Source organism: Rhizobium sp. BK098 (genome assembly GCF_014193155.1).
Taxonomy (GTDB): Bacteria; Pseudomonadota; Alphaproteobacteria; order Rhizobiales; family Rhizobiaceae; genus Rhizobium.
The window spans coordinates 238,093-253,383 of record NZ_JACHYY010000002.1 but is presented as its reverse complement, the minus strand read 5'-3'; the positions used below and the strand labels follow the sequence as shown (position 1 = coordinate 253,383).

Genomic DNA, 15,291 nt, shown 5'->3' with positions numbered 1-15,291 from the left:
AATGGCCTTACCAGCGATGATGGACATGCGGCGCGATCAGGCGCTCGTAGATTTCGCGCGTTGCCGCCATGATATCGGCCGAAAACGGAGCGAGATCGGCCGCGACGGCATTGGCCTTGGCCTGCTCGGCATTGCGCGCACCCGGAATGACGACGGTGACGGCGTCATTCATCAGGATCCAGCGGAGTGCAAAGGCAGCCATGCTGGCGCCGGCCGGAACCAGCTTTCGCACTTCTTCCACAGCCTGCAGACCAACTTCGAACGGCACGCCCGCAAAGGTTTCGCCGACATCGAAGGCCTCGCCGTGACGGTTGAAGTTGCGGTGGTCGTCGCTGGCAAATTGCGTATCGCGGGTGATCTTGCCGGACAGCAGGCCGGAGGCCAGCGGTACGCGGGCGATGACAGCCACGTTCTTGCGCCTGGCTTCCTTGAAAAACAGATGGTCGGGCCGCTGACGGAAGATATTGTAGATGATCTGAATGCTGACGACGCCCGGATATTCGATGGCCTTCAGCGCTTCTTCGACCTTCTCGACGCTGACACCGTATCCCTTGATCTTGCCGGCCTTCTGCAATTCGTCGAGACCGGCAAAAATTTCCGGCCGATAGAGAACTTCGGTCGGCGGGCAGTGAAGCTGCACGAGATCAAGGCTCTCGATGCCGAGGTTATTCAGGCTGCGGTCGATGAAGCCCTCCAGGTTGGTCTTGTTATAGCCGTCGGCGACATGCGGGTTCAGCCGGCGCCCGGCCTTGGTCGCCACCATCGGGCGCGCGCCGCCGCGTGCCTTCAGTACATCGGCAATGATCTTTTCCGAGCGGCCGTCGCCATAGACGTCGGCTGTATCGATGAAGGTCATGCCGGCATCAAGAGCCTCGTTCAACGCTGCGCGGCCGTCGGCCTCGCTGACATCGCCCCATGCGCCGCCGATCTGCCAGGCCCCGAAGCCGACATCCGTCACGATAAAGGGCGTCCGTCCAAAGGCATGATGTCTCATGAAAAGTCTCCTCTCTTTTATTCGTAAGATGATAGCGCAGTAGCAGCCGTCCGACAGGGCCACAAGCGCACATTGGCGATCGAGGATCGCAATCGCGTGACTGAGAAACATGGCAGGCGCTGGCCGGCTTACGAAACCGTTGGATGAAGCCGCCGGTGCGGTATTCACAGCGCCTTCGTTTCCTTAAAAGGGGAGATCGGATTTCTGACTATTATCGGAGCTCATGCCCTCTTTCAGCTTCATCCATGCCGCCGATCTGCATCTTGGCAGTCCGTTTCAGGGGCTCGCCTTGAAGGATGCCGCCGTTGCGGCAGTCTTCGTCGAAGCGAGCCGCAAGGCCTTCTCGACCCTTGTGGGCTTGGCGATCGAAAAGCGCGTCGATTTCTTCGTCATTGCCGGCGATGTCTATGACGGCGACTGGAAGGACAACAAGATCGGCCTGTTCTTCAATCGCGAAATGGCCCGGCTGGAACGGGCGGGCATTCCGGTCTACCTGCTGCGCGGCAATCACGATGCGGCGAGCGTCATCACCAAAACCATCACATTGCCGCCAAACGTGCATGAGTTTCCGACCGGCAAACCGGGTAGTGTCAGGCTGGAAGCACTGAAGGTGGCGCTGCATGGCCAGGGCTTTGCCGAGCGCTCTGCCAACGACAATCTGGCGATTGCCTATCCGCCACCCGTTTCCGGCTGGTTCAACATCGGCATTCTGCATACCTCGCTGACCGGCCGCGAGCCGCATGCGCCCTATGCGCCGTGTTCCGTCGATGATCTGCGTTCGCGCGGCTATGACTACTGGGCGCTCGGCCATGTGCACGACTTTGAAGTGGTGGCGCAGGACCCGCTCGTCATTTTTCCCGGCAATCTGCAGGGCCGCAACATCCGCGAGCGCGGAGCCAAGGGCGCGGTGCTGGTGACAGTCGAAGACGGGCGGATCGATCATGAGCGTCTGATCGTCGATGAGGCGCGCTTTGCGCAGATCGATATCGTGGTTGGACCGGAGGACGATCAGGCGGCGATCCTGCGCCATGTGGAGCAGGCGGTGCAGCCGATTGCCGATGAGATGGCGGGTCGCATGACCGCGCTGCGTGTGCGGCTTTCCGGCGTAACGCCGCTGCAGGGTGCGATCGCTGCCAGCCGCCAGCAATGGCGCGACGAGGTGGAAGCCGCCTGTCATCGCGTGCATGAGGATATCTGGCTGGAAAAGCTCGAGCTGCGGCTGGAACCGCCACCGGAGAGAGCAGCGGACACGGACGGCGCGCTCGATCTGCGCCAGCTATTGGCAGACCATGCCGGCGATACCGATATTGCGGCGGAAGCGGCCCGGTTAATCGACGAGATCGCCGTGCGCCTGCCGGGTGGCCTCGGCGCGACGGAACAGCCGTTGGACGATAGCATGGATGCCCTCATCGAAGAGGCGCGGCAACTGCTGCTGGCGCGCGGGCAGGGGGCCGGCTGATGCGCTTCACCCGGCTCGATATTCTCCGCTACGGCGCGCTGACCGATCGATCGATCGATTTTCGCCCCGATGCACGACTGCATGTGATCTATGGTCCGAACGAAGCGGGTAAATCCTCGGCTCTGAACGCGATCTCCGATCTTCTCTTCGGTTTCCCGGCCGCTGCCGAGCAAAGCTTCCTGCATGAGCCGAATACCCTGCGGATCGGCGCCGATCTTAGCGCGCGCGATGGCGCAAGGCTGAGTTTTCGCCGCCGCCGTGGCCGCAAGGGGACGCTTCTCGCGCCCGATGACAAGGAGACGGCGCTTGCCGACGATGCGCTTGCGCCCTTCCTCGGCAATCTGAGCCGCGATGTCTTCGAGCGCGCCTTCGGCCTCGACTCCCAACGGCTGCGGCAGGGCGCGACTGCCATGCTGCGCAGCGGCGGCGAGATCGGCAGCCTGCTGTTTTCTGCTGCTTCCGGGCTTACCGGTCTGTCGCGCCTGCGCCAGTCGCTGGAAGCGGAGGCCGATGGTATCTATGCGGTCAGGCGCTCGAAGGATCGCGGCTTCTACCAGGCTCTCGACCGCTATGAGGATGCTCGCAAGGCCGAGCGGGAAAACGAGCTGAAATCCGGCGACTGGAAGAAGCTTCTTGCCGAGGCGTCCGAATTGGAAGCGGAGCTGGAGCGCCTACAGGCGGAGCGCCGCGGCACGCGCGAGGCGCTGGATCGGCTGAAGCGGCTGAAGACCCTGCAGCCGTTGCTTGCCGAGATCGATGCGGAAACCCTTGCACTCGACGGCCTTTCCGATCTCGCGGCCATACCGAACGGTTTCGCCGACCGGCTTGAACAGAAGCTGCACGATAAACAGGCGAGCGAAGAGGAACTGCGCCGTGCTCAACAAGCCGTTGTGCGTGCCGAGGAAGATCTCGCGCGTGTTCACGTCGATGAAGCGCTGCTCCAGATGTCAGGCGATATCACCCAGCTCTTTGCCGATACCGGCAACTACCGCGCTCAACGGCAGGACCTGCCGCGCGTCGATCAGGAGCTTGCCGGTTACGACACCACGCTTTCCCAGCTTGCGCGTCGTCTCGGTCTTGCCGAGGCCGAGCTGGAGCGGCAGCAGCCGAGTGACATCGACCGCGCGCGCCTGTCGGAACTGGTGGACGAAGGCCGGCAGCTCGCGCAGCAGATGCAGTCGCTTGCCGGGCAAGCTGAGAGCGAGCGCAGGCAGCTTACCGCTCTGGAGAGGGACAGCCTTAATGGACGACTGATCGATCCGAGACCTTATATTGACCAGCTTGAGGCTTTGGGCAGTGATCTCTCCTCCTTGGCTCGCCTTGATGGGCTGGAAACCCAGATACGCCGCATCGAGGCCGATCTTCACGAGGCGGCCGGACGGCTGCAGCCACCGATCGGTGACATCGACGTATTGTTTTCTGTGCCGCTTCCGGAAGCGACAGAGATTACGGCACATCGGGATGCGATCGACGCCGCTCGATCGAAGGTGCGCGATGCCACCAGCAAGCTGCAGACCTATGACGAGCAGCTGGCGGAAATAGCACGAATCCTCGCGGATGCCGAGCGCACCGGGCCGGTTGTTACGCGCGAACAGATCGTCGCCGCGCGCGCGAGCCGCGATGCGCAATGGTCCTCCATCCAGCAGAAATGGACCGAGGGCGCAGCTCCGGAAGCTAAGGCGCTTGCCGCATTGACTGTTGAGGTGGCTGAGGCCGATCGTTTGGCCGATGCCGCGCTGAGCGATGCGGATCGTGTCGCACGCCACGCCGACTATCGTTTGCGGCAGGCGCGTCTGCTGCGGGAGCGGGAGGATGCTTCTGGACAGCTGAGGAGCTGCGAGAAATCGCTGGAGGATGCACAGGCAGCCTTCGCAGCCCTTTTTGAGCCTTGCGGCGTCGATGCCCTCGATCCATCGACGATGCTGGAATGGCGCCGCGGAGTGGAGCTGCTGCGACGCGAGCGCAAGGCTTTGCGGGATTTAGTCGATCAACGGGATGAGAATGCGCTGGCGGAAGGTCGAGTCTTGCCGGCTCTGCAGGATATCGTCGAGGCGACCGGCTACAAGAGCGGCCGCCTTCCGCCGGCCGCGATTGCGGAAGGCTTGCGCAAGCATCTGCGCCTTCTGTCCGAGCGCTGGAGCGAAAGCCGCACGCGGGAAGGTGAGATCGGGGCCGCGCGTGACCGGCTGGCTCGCTTCGACGAGCAGCAGCAGCTCTTGAAACGTCAGCAGGTCGCTTGGCGCGCCGCCTTCGCCAAGGCCGTCGAACTGCTTCGGTTGCCGTCCGACACGACCCTGGAGATGGCGAATGTTGCCCTGAAAGCATGGCAGGAACTGCCCGATGTCCTAGCGGAGCGGGAGAACCGTCTGCGCCGGGTTAGCGGCATGCGCCGCGACATGGCCGATTTCGAGCGGCGGTTGGCGACGCTTGCCGCCAACAGCGGCTATGAGCTGGACCATCTGCCGCCGGATGCCGCTGCCGAGGCGCTGCATACCCGTGTCAACGCCATGCGCGGAGAGCTGAAAAAGCGCGACGGCCTCGAAGAGGAGCGGCAGCGCTGGCAGGGCATGGTAACACGCCAGGAGGCAGTGCTCGGCGCCGTTGCCGTCGAACTCGACCAGCTAACCGCGGATCTTCGCGGTGTCGACGATCTGCCCGCACTGCTCTCGCAGCTGCGCGAACGTGCGCGTCTCGCCGCGCGGCTTGCCGAAAGCCGCGATCGATTCCGCCAGCAGGCTGACGGCAAGGCCGAAGACGAGCTTCGCGCCGAGCTTGCCGGCTTTGAGCGGGTTGCAGCCGATCTTGAAATTGAGCGGTTGACCGAGGAAGATCAGCGGCAGTTCGCCATGCATGGCGAGCTTTCGGCCCGGCTGGCTGAGAACCGCCGCCAACGGCAAGCCCTGGAAACCGGCGTCAGCGCAGAATACGCAGTTTTCGAGAGGCTTGCGGCTGAGCAGGAGGCGAAGGACCTTGCGCGGCAATGGGTTGTCCTCAAGATCGCAGCGCGAATGCTGGCCGGCTCGATGGAAGCCTATCGCGAAAAGCAGGCCGATCCCGTCATCAGGCGGGCGGGCGAGTTGTTCTCGCAGCTGACCGGCGGTCGTTTCTCCCGTCTTGTCGAAGCTCATGATGAAAGCGATACGCTGCAATTGCTGGCCGAGCGTGCGGCAGGTGAGCGTGTGCCGCTTGACGGCTTGAGCGAGGGAACTGGCGATCAGCTTTATCTCGCGCTGCGGCTGGCATTTCTCGAGGATTACTCCGCCCGCAACGAGCCTGCGCCGCTAATCGTCGACGATATCTTCCAGACGTTCGACGACGAGCGCGTCAGCGCCGGTCTGCAGGTGCTGGCTGCTACGGCCGATCGTTTCCAGACGATCCTGTTTACCCATGAGAGGAGCGTAGTCGAGCTCGCCAAGAGCGAGATCGGTCGGGGTCTCGATTTGATCCAGCTTTGATGAGTTGCGGTCCCGGATCGGGCTATAGCTGTTCCAGCAAAAGTGCGAAGCGGTTTTGCGTCCGGAACTGCGTAAAAACAAGAACATAGAGCGTTTTCGCGATTCGAAGAAAAGCGGAAACACTCTATGACATCGACGGGATATGCAGGCGCGTAGGCACCACGATCTTGGGGTCTGATTTATCGCGGCCATAGGCCGGATTGAGCGCGCGATCGATGAAGCCCTGCGTCGCGTGCAGCCGGCGCAGGTTCTGCTTCTCCTGCTCGAAGCGCTTCTTTCGTTCGCCGGATTTGTCCGAGCCGCGCGACAGCGATTCATGGTGATAAAGGCAGGCAAAGGGTGTCCAAATGATGCGATAGCCGGCCTTATGCGCCCGCAGACAATAATCCACGTCATTATAGGCGACCGCGAAATTCTCTTCGTCGAAGAGACCGATGTTGCGAAGGCAGTCACCCGAGATCAGCATCACGGCGCCAGTCACGCAAGTCATCGTGTTGCGCACATGCAGCCGGTTCATCGGCCCACCGAACTCTTTCGGCTTGTTCAAATACCAGTGACCGGCAAGCCCGCCGAAGCCGATCACCACGCCGGCATGCTGCATCTTGTCGTTCGAGAAGAGCAGTTTGGCGCCGACGATGCCGGTTCGGTCATAGGCAAGACAGGAAACCATCTCCTTCAGCCAGCCTGGTTCGATAACTTCGACGTCATTGTTGAGGATGAGGCAATGCTCGCCCGTCGCAGCGTTCAGGCCTCGATTGACCGAGCGTGAGAAATTGAAGGTTTCCCGATTGATGACGGCTGAAAAGCGAGGCTGGGTTTTGCGATAGTGCTCATAGAGATCGAGGACGGCCTGGTCAGCGGAGCCGTTGTCGACGACCAGGACTTCAAAATTGGGATAATCTGTTTTTTCGAAGAGATCGCCGAGAATGCGCGAGATCAGATCGAAATTGTCCTTGCTCGGAATGATAACAGAGATTTTCGGCCATTCGTGGGGCGCATCGAAGACGACCCTGTGCAAGGTCTCGGTGAGAGCGCCGTCAACAGAGACTGTCTGTCGCTGTCGTGCGAACCGTTCGGTCAGGGCCTTTCTGGCGTTGGCGGTTGCGGCATCCATGAATTGGCGTGAATAGGTCTTGCCGTTGCGGCGCCACCAGTAAGCGGGATAGGGTAGATGGAGAATGCTTTCTTCCGGGACGCCCTCCATGTAGCGCAGCAGCAGATCGTAATCCTGCGAGCCGTCGTAGCCGGTGCGGAGATAACCGATTTCCCGAAGGCGGCTGTGGCGGTAGATGGAGAAATGGTTGATGTAATTGACGCCCGTCAACAGTACGGAATCATAGGCCGGTTTCAGCATGACGCCGGTCGGCCTCAGGGTGTCGTCGACCACAAGTTCATCCGTATAGAGAAAATTGGCATCCGGATTTAGCTCGAGCGTATGCCGGATGAGCTTGAAGGCATGCGGTGCGATCACATCGTCATGATCCAGAAAGGCGATCCATTGCCCCTTTGCATGGGACAGGCCGGCATTGGTTGCAGCAGCGATGCCGCCGTTGCGCTCGCTCAGCACGAGGCGGACATTGTCCTTTGATTGCTGGCTCTGATACCACTGTTGCGTTTCCGGAGATGTCGAGCCATCATCGCTTAGGATGAGCTCTGCTCCTGTTTCCCCCTGTGTTTCGAAGGATTTGACAAGATCATCCAGATAGCGCGGCGGAGCATTATAGACTGGAACAACGACGCTGAGCCAGGTTCCCGCCGTCGCCGGTGTAGGTGCTGTCTCCAGTTCTGAGGCAAGCCTATAGCTCGCCTCGGCATATTGTATCGTCAGGCTAGGTGCGCGGCGCCCCAAGCGCAGCCTCGGCAATTTCAGCCAATACTGGGGCAGTCTGCCGAGATCGATACGTTTGGTTTGTCCCTCGCTTCGAAGAAGCGTTGCAATATATCTTTCGGCTGCTTTTTCGGATGCAAAAGCCCTGGCGGCAAACTTGAACGATGTCGGAAAACTGGCTGGATCGGCACGCAGGGCGCAGATCGAGCCAACCGAGCCGATATCCGCGGTGATGACGAAGCGGTTTCCTTCCGGGAGGGAAACCGTATCCTTCTCGCGAAAACCATAACCACGATTGATATAGAGTTTCGGATCTATGGGCTCGCTGGTCGCGGCCACATGGATGACGACCAGCTTCTTTCGCAAGGGCGAGAACCTGATCTCGAAAGCCGGATCATCCCCCAAGGATTTCCATTGGCCAAGATGGGCTCCAGCGGATATTTCCCGTTCAAGATCGGCGTTTGGTATGATTTTGAGTGTCATCGAAATATTGGTTTCATCCACATGCTGGAAGGAACATCGCCTGCCAAATTAAAGCTCTAGTCGGCACCGCTGAGAGGCTCAAAACGAATGCCGGGAAATGTCGGACTCGCGTGCTGCCGCATTTTCTCGATCGAGCAACGCGTAGCATCGCGGGCAGAAAGCCGGCGAGCGTGGTCGCTAACGAGCAGATCGATGGCAGCCATCCACTCTTCGGCGGTGTTGCCAATGTGAAGCTCGCCAGGGACGGCACATCGTTCGAAGGTGGGGCACCGGGAAAAGATGGCAGCCGCCTGAAGGCGGCTGATGTCGATCCGCTTGGTGTCGGAGCGGCTCGCATTGGTCTTTCCCGACAGGAGAGGCGCCAAAGCGATGTCGGCTTGGTGATGCGTTGTCTTGGCGAGATAGGCTGGCCAGGGCAATGGCGGGATGATGGTCATTTTCGCCGGGTCGATCCCCTGTTGGCTCCAGCGTCGGGCGAGGGAGCCGGCGGCAAAAACCTCAAAATGAAGGTTCCCGTGTTTTTCCATTGCGGCCTTGATGATCGGCATCAGGAACTCGTGTTCCCGGCGATGCACGCCGGTGGCATGATAGACCATCTTCAGCGGCCGGACGCTTTCATTCCGGCTATTGATCGCGATGTCAGGCGCATCCGCCGGAAGGGGACGCAGAATATCGATCCTATGGCTTTTCATCGCGAGTGCATTTGCCAGGGCGTCGGTGGAGGTCCACACGTGAGTAAGCAGCCTATTGATCCTTGGCAGCGGGCGGACCGCCAGTTTGATCAGCCTGAACTTATAGAGCCACCCTGCTTCGTTCCCGGTAACAACAGCCGGAATGTCGTCGTCGACGAAATAGGCCACTCCGGCAAGCGTATCTCGCCGTTCCTCCAACCAGCGCAATTGCGGCGGCTTGATGTAGCGGCAGATGATGACGAAGAGCCCATCGCTATCGATAGCATCGAGCGGATCATCGAGGCCTTTCATGATGACTTCAATGTGGTCGAGTGTCTTGGCGCGCTCGTCGAGATAATAGCTGAAGCTCGGATTGGGGTTGCGCGATAAGATGAGCAGGCGCCTCGCGACGTGCTCGCCATCCTGCGGCGGTGCCCCGAAGGGTCGTGGTCTTGGAAGCAGTTGGTAGAGGATGTCGCGTAAAACTTGCATAGGTTTCCGTGCGACACTACGCCAGACGATTTCGAAGATTGGCGAGAATGCCGAAAACAGCACCCCAGGCAAGGATCGTCACGCCCAAAATTCCGCCGATCCAGAGCGCCCGCTGCGGATACTCCGCCTCGTCGGGCAGGCTGGGTGCCAGAAACGTGTCGAGGTAGAGCAGCTGCTGCTTGCTGACGAATTTGACCTGTTCGAGCGTTTTCATGCTCGTGGCAAATTGCTGCTCGGCAAGGCTCTGTTCCAGTTCGCGCTGTGACATATCCACGGAAACATCCGCGAGATTCTGTTCTGATTTGTTCTGCCCGGCGACTTGGCTGTTCAGCTGATCGATCTGCTTCTGCCTGCTGTCGATCTCGCGTTTCAACACGCGCATCTGCGGTGCATCGGCGGAGACCGTTCCAAGAAGCGCATCATATTTCTGCTGAAGATCTATTCTTTCCTTCTGAACGGACGAGATCAGGTTCGTGATAACGGTCGACGATCCCTCGACGCTGAGGACGCCGGTCTGGTTGCGCGCAATCAAAAGCTTGTCCCGTGCTTTCTGCAGTTGATCCTTTGCATTGTCCAGGTTCGCCTGAGCGGTCGCGATGACGTCCCGCCAGATGCGGGTGTTGACATCGTTGACCACGACTTCCGACGCCGCCACGACCTGATGTAACACCTTCTGGGCGTCGGCTGCCGTGAAAGCGCGCGCCTTGACCGTCACGATGCCGCTATTCGCATCGATCTTGACCGAGACCATGTCTTCCCAATAATCGAGCAGCTTTTCCGAACTCGCATCTTTTTTCAGGCGCGCGATCCGGTCGATCGAGTCGTTCCCATAGATCTTTTGAAAATCGACCTTTTCCTCAAGAGCGGCAACCATGTCCTTGCTCTTGATGAAATTGGTGACGATCAGGGTATTTTGCACGATCTGTGCCGGCGGTAGACCGGTCACCTTGGTAATCTGATTGCCCCCGAGTGCCGGCGTGGACGTTCGGACCGTGAAACGCGTTTCGGATTGATACTGATCGGATGCGACGCAGGTGAAGTAATAGACCGAAGCAATATTGGGGATGACAAGTAGCAGAACGGTCGATGCCAGGATGGCCTTGCTGATGACCTGCTGCATCGGGCGAGGCCGCAGGCCAACGGCCTTGAACAGCTGGCTTCGCCTCGATGTCGAGAAACGCAATTTCCGCGCTGCTACCGACAGATTCGCGGCCACATTGCGGCTATGCTCCGTCGCGCTGAGCTGAAGCGCTTTTGGCGCATTTTCGGTATCATGAGCCATATTTGGGCCTTGCCGTCGATCCCTGGTCTTCTAGCGGTTCAATCTATAATAGGATTCTATAGCCTGCTCTACCTTATCGAAGGCGATAAGTCTGCCGTCGACAAGTACCATCCCTCTGTCGCAATGCGTATTGATCATGCTCATGCTGTGCGAGATCATGATGATGTCGGAATTCTTGCGCCTGTTCTCGAATGCGATGCGGCAGCGTTCCTGGAAGCGTGCATCGCCAACAGCAAGAACCTCGTCCACCAGATAGCACTCGAACTCGATCGCCATCGAGAGGCCGAATGCCAATCGTGCGCCCATGCCCGAGGAGTAGGTGCGCACGGGTGCATCGATATAATCGCCGAGTTCGGCGAATTCTTCGACAAAGCGGGAAACACGCCTCACGTCCTCGCCATAGGCGCGCGCGACGAAATGAACATTGGCTCGCCCCGTCATGAGAGGATTGAAGCCGCTGCTCAAGCCCAGAGGCCAAGACACCCGTACATCCTTGCTGATCCTGCCGGAGTTCGGCAGCATGGTGCCGGCGATCATGCGCATCGTCGTCGATTTCCCGGCGCCGTTCACGCCGAGCAAGCCATAGGAATAGCCGGACTCGAACTCGCAGCTCACCCGATCGAGAATGACCTTCTTGCCGCTTTGCGTCTTGAAGAATTTCGAGACGTTCTTGAAGCTGATCATTCTGCTTCTCCCCTCATATCCGGTGATCCTCTACGGATGCCCAGATAAGGGAAAGCGTCGCCCAGGTGACAACAAGCGCAAGCAATATGATCAATGGCGTACTGACACGACGCGGAAATATCGACTCGTCCGGCAGCACGGGTTTAACGAAGACGGCAAGGTATAGTGTCTTTCGAAGAGCTTCGGCAAGCACGGCGTCATAATTCTTCTGCGAGCTTTCATAGAGTTTTTCCGCGATCATGCGATCGGTTTCCAGCCTGGAATACTCCAGCAAGGATTTTGCAAGGCTTGCATTCTCAGGCCCCGTCAGCGCCGATTTCATCTTCTCGATCTGCGCATCGAGGCTCTCTTTGGCGAGATTGAGCTGCTGATAGGTCGGAGAATTCTGGGCGTTGGATTGCCGCATGACGAAGAGGCGCGTTTCGAATTCAAGCTTCTGGGCCAGCAGACCCGTTAGAATCGCGCCGCTGTTCTTGGCCTGTGTCTGCGGGCTAAGAAGGCCGGATGCGTTTTGAAACTGATTGAGGGCGATCAAGGTATCGCCATAGGCTTTGCCGCTCTTCTGGACATCGGCCTTCATGCTCTGCACGATGTCGTTGCGCGCTCTTTCCGAAAGCTCGTTGATGAGCTTTTCGCTCTCTTCGATGATGGCATCCGCAAGCTTGACGGAATCGTCCGGAGAGAAGGTTCTGACCTTCAGCGTTATGATGCCGGAAGTCACATCGATATAGGCGGTGACGTGATCGTTCCAGTATTTCAGAAACTCTTCGTCGGATCGGGATGAACCAAATCGCGACAGGAAATCCGCATTCTGCCGGATAAACATGGAGCGATAGTCGATCTTCTTTCCGATTCGATTGAGAATTTCGGTGGAGTGAATGAAGCTGGTGACGACATACGCATCTTGTGACGCTGAGCGCATGTTGAGGGCGCTGGTGGCTCCGCCGGGATCACTGGCGTCGCTGGTATCGCCTGTTCCCGACACGGCCCGCACGGCGAAACGCGCTTCCGCTATATATTGATCCGAAGCAATAAAGGCATAATAGACCGAACTTGCCAGGAAAGGCAGGATGACGAGCAGGATAAAGCCGATAAGCCTCAGGGGTGGCTTGCCCCCCGACTGTGTTTCGGGCTCGTTGCCATCATGCACCGGTATATATTCGATCTCCTCGAGATCGGTGCGCGCACGCTGCGCCGGCAGCCTGCGCCGAAACAGCGAAGGCAGGATTTGCCGGCTCGCTTTTACCCGCGGAGAGTCCTGAACTATCGCGTCTTCAATAACTGGCTTTTGCATGTCAGCTTGCAATCGTTTCTGGCAATTGAGGCGCGGTCGGTTTCATCGCCTGACGCACATAGTGATCGAAAATCAAATCTTCTTCGAGCATGAGCTCCGCAATATGCAATGAACGCAACCGTGCCGCAACGTCCTCGAGGGTGCTGTGTCTGGGTGGCAACGGAAAATCACCAACCGAAATCCCGATGAGCTCGCTGACCGCCTGCTGAAAATAAAGGCTGTCCGTATCGAAACCAACAACGGCAAAACGTGAGAGAAGGTCGATCGCAGTGGCGACATCGCTGCGCGTCACTGTCTGTTCTGGTATGGTCGTGGCCAATTGCCGGGTGACCGGGGATACCAGAACGTTTCTGACGCTCTGAGAAGCCTTCTTCAGAGCTGCCTTGAGAGAGGCTTCGTTTTCAAGGCTTACCTCGGCAAAATGCTCCGCAGCAGGCGCTAAGATGATCTTGTCGCGATCGCCGAAGAAGGAAATCTGGGTTTTCGCCATTCGTTTTAGAAGGAATATCCGCAGGGCAAGTTCGTAATAGGGATCGGTCAGCAGAACGATGGCCTTGAATCCCTTGTCGAGGAATTCTTCATAATTGCGCATCAACAGCCGGCCGCTAAGATAGATCGACTGGATGGCGTTCAAATGAAAGGCCTGGAGGGTCGTTTCGTGACCGAAGCGCTCGACGGAGGAAAGCTCATATTGAAAGTTGCGGCCACAATAGTAGTCGAATTTGACCATTGGCAGCAGCTGCGTCTCGAGCCTTACAATCTTTAACGGAATCGTGCTCGATACTTGCGGCCGGCGGTAGATCAGCAGCCCCGACTTGGCGTCATGGATCATCAGCGATGTGCGCTCAGCCAGATCGGGAATGGTCGTCGTGTCGAGCTTGAACCCGACATGGCCATCTTCGTGCCGTCCTGAATCTATGACCGCCTGTTTGACTTGGTCGCACGGCAGGATCATCAGATCGCCGTCGGCGTCCGAGACTCTGATTTGCGGTTTTTCGGAAAAGCCATCGGGAATCAGATAACCCTCGATAACATTGCCATGATCGTATTCGAGGTTAAAAAGCACGGATTTTCTCCGGCGCTTCTATCCGTTGGGGACAGGACCGAAATTGGCGATGGAGCGGCGTCATTCTCTTCTGCATGGCTTCACATCTATCAAAATGCCTGTCGATATCGCAAATGTCAGCCCCCGGCATTCGGAGTCGTCAGGCGCCGCTGGACGTTTTCCGGGCCAGCAGCGAGAAGCTCGGCCCCCCAGGATGACTGAGATGTTCATCCCGGATGATAACATCATCAAAGCCGAACGCGTGCAGCAGCTTCAATATATCGTCCCGGTGCATCCAGAAGTGCCGATCCTTCATGCCGCCGCAGAAAGACGCGTTGGCATTGGCGTGGTGATAGCTGCGCTCGTAATAGCGCACGTCAATGCCATCTATCAGCTTCGTCTCAATCTTGCCGCTGAAGGGCAGCCACCGCACGTCGCCCTCCGGCATCGCGTTCTCCAGAACGAAGTGAGTCCAGATGAAAACCGCGTTGACCCGCTTTGCCAGCAAGCGAAGAAATTCGCCTGGGTCGGCCATATGGTAAAGAACCCCCGATGCGAGTGCGAAGTCGTAGATCTCTTCGCCTTCCGTAAGCCACGACTGGATGTCGCCAAGCATGAAAGAGGCGGCATCGATGTTGAGGATCTGTTTGGTAACCAGGCATCTTAGAAAGCAGAGGCGGTTTGCCTCGATGGCGTCGATCCGCGCCGGCCGGTGGCAGTTCAGCATGTGGGTATGCATTCCCTCGAGCGGGCCGATCTCGAGAACTTGCCTGCCTTCGATCGATCCGAAAGTCTGCAATGCCCAATCGATGCGGTCATCCGCATAGAGGGGCAGGGTGCCGGCATTGAGACCGAACTCCGGCGGAAATGCACAATTCCATCCCTGGAGGGCGCTGATAGCATTTTGATGAACCGGTTTGCCCTGCTCGTACTGATCGAATATTTCGAGGGGACTTTTCGAGGCTTTCTTTTGTGAACGCTTTGAAAAACCAAGCATTAATACGCACCCTTTATTTTCATCGGCATCCGGCCGAGCTGGAGAGTTACGGGATCGTTCCGCTGTCGTACCACAGCTCCCAAGCCGTTTCTCGCCCCGAAGTATATTTTGCGGCAATTTGCGAGCGACGATAGACAATCGAAGATTGTCGGAATGTCTCGCTGACGGCAGAAACTTAGCAAGCTCCGATTGTTGTGGTTCGTCGTCTTCTGCGTGAGTTGCGGGTCTGAACTCGGTTCTTTTATAGGCAAGATGCATCCTATGGAAGGCGGCATAAATGCGATTCAGCGAAACTTCAATGTTATCGATGAGGTGACCCCTCTGCCAATGCCGTTGCTTAACGGGTCCTGTTTGCTTTTTAGAAAATTTTAATTTTAAATCTTCAAAAATACTCGCCAAAATTGCTTCAAGTCTCCTTGGCCCCTATAAATCGGAGCTGGTTGAGCGATTCTTGAGGGCCGGGTGTGTTCATATGAGCGCATCTGATTTTTTTGGTTGCATTTCCGCTATTTGGGCTTGTTGACGCGTGCCCGTTATGCTTTTCAAGGCGTCGATAGATTTGATGCATTCCATGTCGATGTATGCCATCAGGTAATCACGGCAGCTA

At 58.1% G+C, this 15,291-nt stretch carries 10 protein-coding genes; 2 read left to right on the top strand and 8 right to left on the bottom strand.

Annotation, left to right across the window (positions count from 1 at the left end):
* Positions 1 to 7: 7 nt before the first annotated feature.
* A complete protein-coding gene (locus FHT73_RS06070; RefSeq protein WP_183710375.1) occupies positions 8 to 994 on the bottom strand; it encodes an aldo/keto reductase in 987 nt (328 codons plus the stop codon).
* Positions 995 to 1,217: 223 nt separating this feature from the next.
* On the opposite strand from FHT73_RS06070, the gene FHT73_RS06065 reads away from it, so the two are divergent.
* The gene (locus FHT73_RS06065) at positions 1,218 to 2,453 is read left to right on the top strand and encodes a DNA repair exonuclease (protein ID WP_183710374.1); all 1,236 of its coding nucleotides are present in this window, start codon (positions 1,218 to 1,220) and stop codon (positions 2,451 to 2,453) included.
* Entirely contained in the window at positions 2,453 to 5,908 is a 3,456-nt protein-coding gene (locus FHT73_RS06060; RefSeq protein WP_183710372.1) for a YhaN family protein, read from the top strand. Before FHT73_RS06065 ends, FHT73_RS06060 begins: the two co-directional genes overlap by 1 nt.
* 124 nt (positions 5,909 to 6,032) lie before the next feature.
* On the opposite strand, the gene FHT73_RS06055 is transcribed toward FHT73_RS06060, so the two are convergent.
* The 7 genes from FHT73_RS06055 to FHT73_RS06025 form a co-directional block, all read right to left on the bottom strand.
* Positions 6,033 to 8,219 carry a glycosyltransferase family 2 protein gene (locus tag FHT73_RS06055; RefSeq protein ID WP_183710370.1) on the bottom strand — a complete coding sequence of 729 codons (2,187 nt, stop codon included), beginning with the start codon at positions 8,217 to 8,219 and terminating at the stop codon, positions 6,033 to 6,035.
* Between the two features lie 56 nt (positions 8,220 to 8,275).
* Entirely contained in the window at positions 8,276 to 9,382 is a 1,107-nt protein-coding gene (locus tag FHT73_RS06050; protein ID WP_183710368.1) for a hypothetical protein, read from the bottom strand.
* 16 nt (positions 9,383 to 9,398) lie between these two features.
* On the bottom strand, positions 9,399 to 10,664 hold the full coding sequence (locus FHT73_RS06045) for a capsule biosynthesis protein (protein WP_112607177.1): 1,266 nt from the start codon (positions 10,662 to 10,664) through the stop codon (positions 9,399 to 9,401).
* A 30-nt stretch (positions 10,665 to 10,694) separates the two neighbouring features.
* A complete protein-coding gene (locus FHT73_RS06040) occupies positions 10,695 to 11,348 on the bottom strand; it encodes an ABC transporter ATP-binding protein (RefSeq protein ID WP_112607175.1) in 654 nt (217 codons plus the stop codon).
* Positions 11,349 to 11,361: 13 nt separating this feature from the next.
* On the bottom strand, positions 11,362 to 12,642 hold the full coding sequence (locus tag FHT73_RS06035; protein ID WP_183710366.1) for a capsule biosynthesis protein: 1,281 nt from the start codon (positions 12,640 to 12,642) through the stop codon (positions 11,362 to 11,364).
* A gap of 1 nt (position 12,643) precedes the next feature.
* Positions 12,644 to 13,474 (bottom strand): hypothetical protein, encoded by an 831-nt coding sequence (locus FHT73_RS06030; protein ID WP_246712059.1) that lies wholly within the window; start codon positions 13,472 to 13,474, stop codon positions 12,644 to 12,646.
* Between the two features lie 373 nt (positions 13,475 to 13,847).
* A complete protein-coding gene (locus tag FHT73_RS06025) occupies positions 13,848 to 15,083 on the bottom strand; it encodes a hypothetical protein (protein WP_246712060.1) in 1,236 nt (411 codons plus the stop codon).
* Between the last annotated feature and the right edge of the window lie 208 nt (positions 15,084 to 15,291).

Bases quoted from the DNA above. Each gene is read 5' to 3' on its own strand.
- FHT73_RS06070 (WP_183710375.1), bottom strand. From the start codon at position 994: ATGAGACATCATGCCTTTGGACGGACGCCCTTTATCGTGACGGATGTC.
- FHT73_RS06065 (WP_183710374.1), top strand. From the start codon at position 1,218: ATGCCCTCTTTCAGCTTCATCCATGCCGCCGATCTGCATCTTGGCAGT.
- FHT73_RS06060 (WP_183710372.1), top strand. From the start codon at position 2,453: ATGCGCTTCACCCGGCTCGATATTCTCCGCTACGGCGCGCTGACCGAT.
- FHT73_RS06055 (WP_183710370.1), bottom strand. From the start codon at position 8,219: ATGACACTCAAAATCATACCAAACGCCGATCTTGAACGGGAAATATCC.
- FHT73_RS06050 (WP_183710368.1), bottom strand. From the start codon at position 9,382: ATGCAAGTTTTACGCGACATCCTCTACCAACTGCTTCCAAGACCACGA.
- FHT73_RS06045 (WP_112607177.1), bottom strand. From the start codon at position 10,664: ATGGCTCATGATACCGAAAATGCGCCAAAAGCGCTTCAGCTCAGCGCG.
- FHT73_RS06040 (WP_112607175.1), bottom strand. From the start codon at position 11,348: ATGATCAGCTTCAAGAACGTCTCGAAATTCTTCAAGACGCAAAGCGGC.
- FHT73_RS06035 (WP_183710366.1), bottom strand. From the start codon at position 12,642: ATGCAAAAGCCAGTTATTGAAGACGCGATAGTTCAGGACTCTCCGCGG.
- FHT73_RS06030 (WP_246712059.1), bottom strand. From the start codon at position 13,474: ATGATCCATGACGCCAAGTCGGGGCTGCTGATCTACCGCCGGCCGCAA.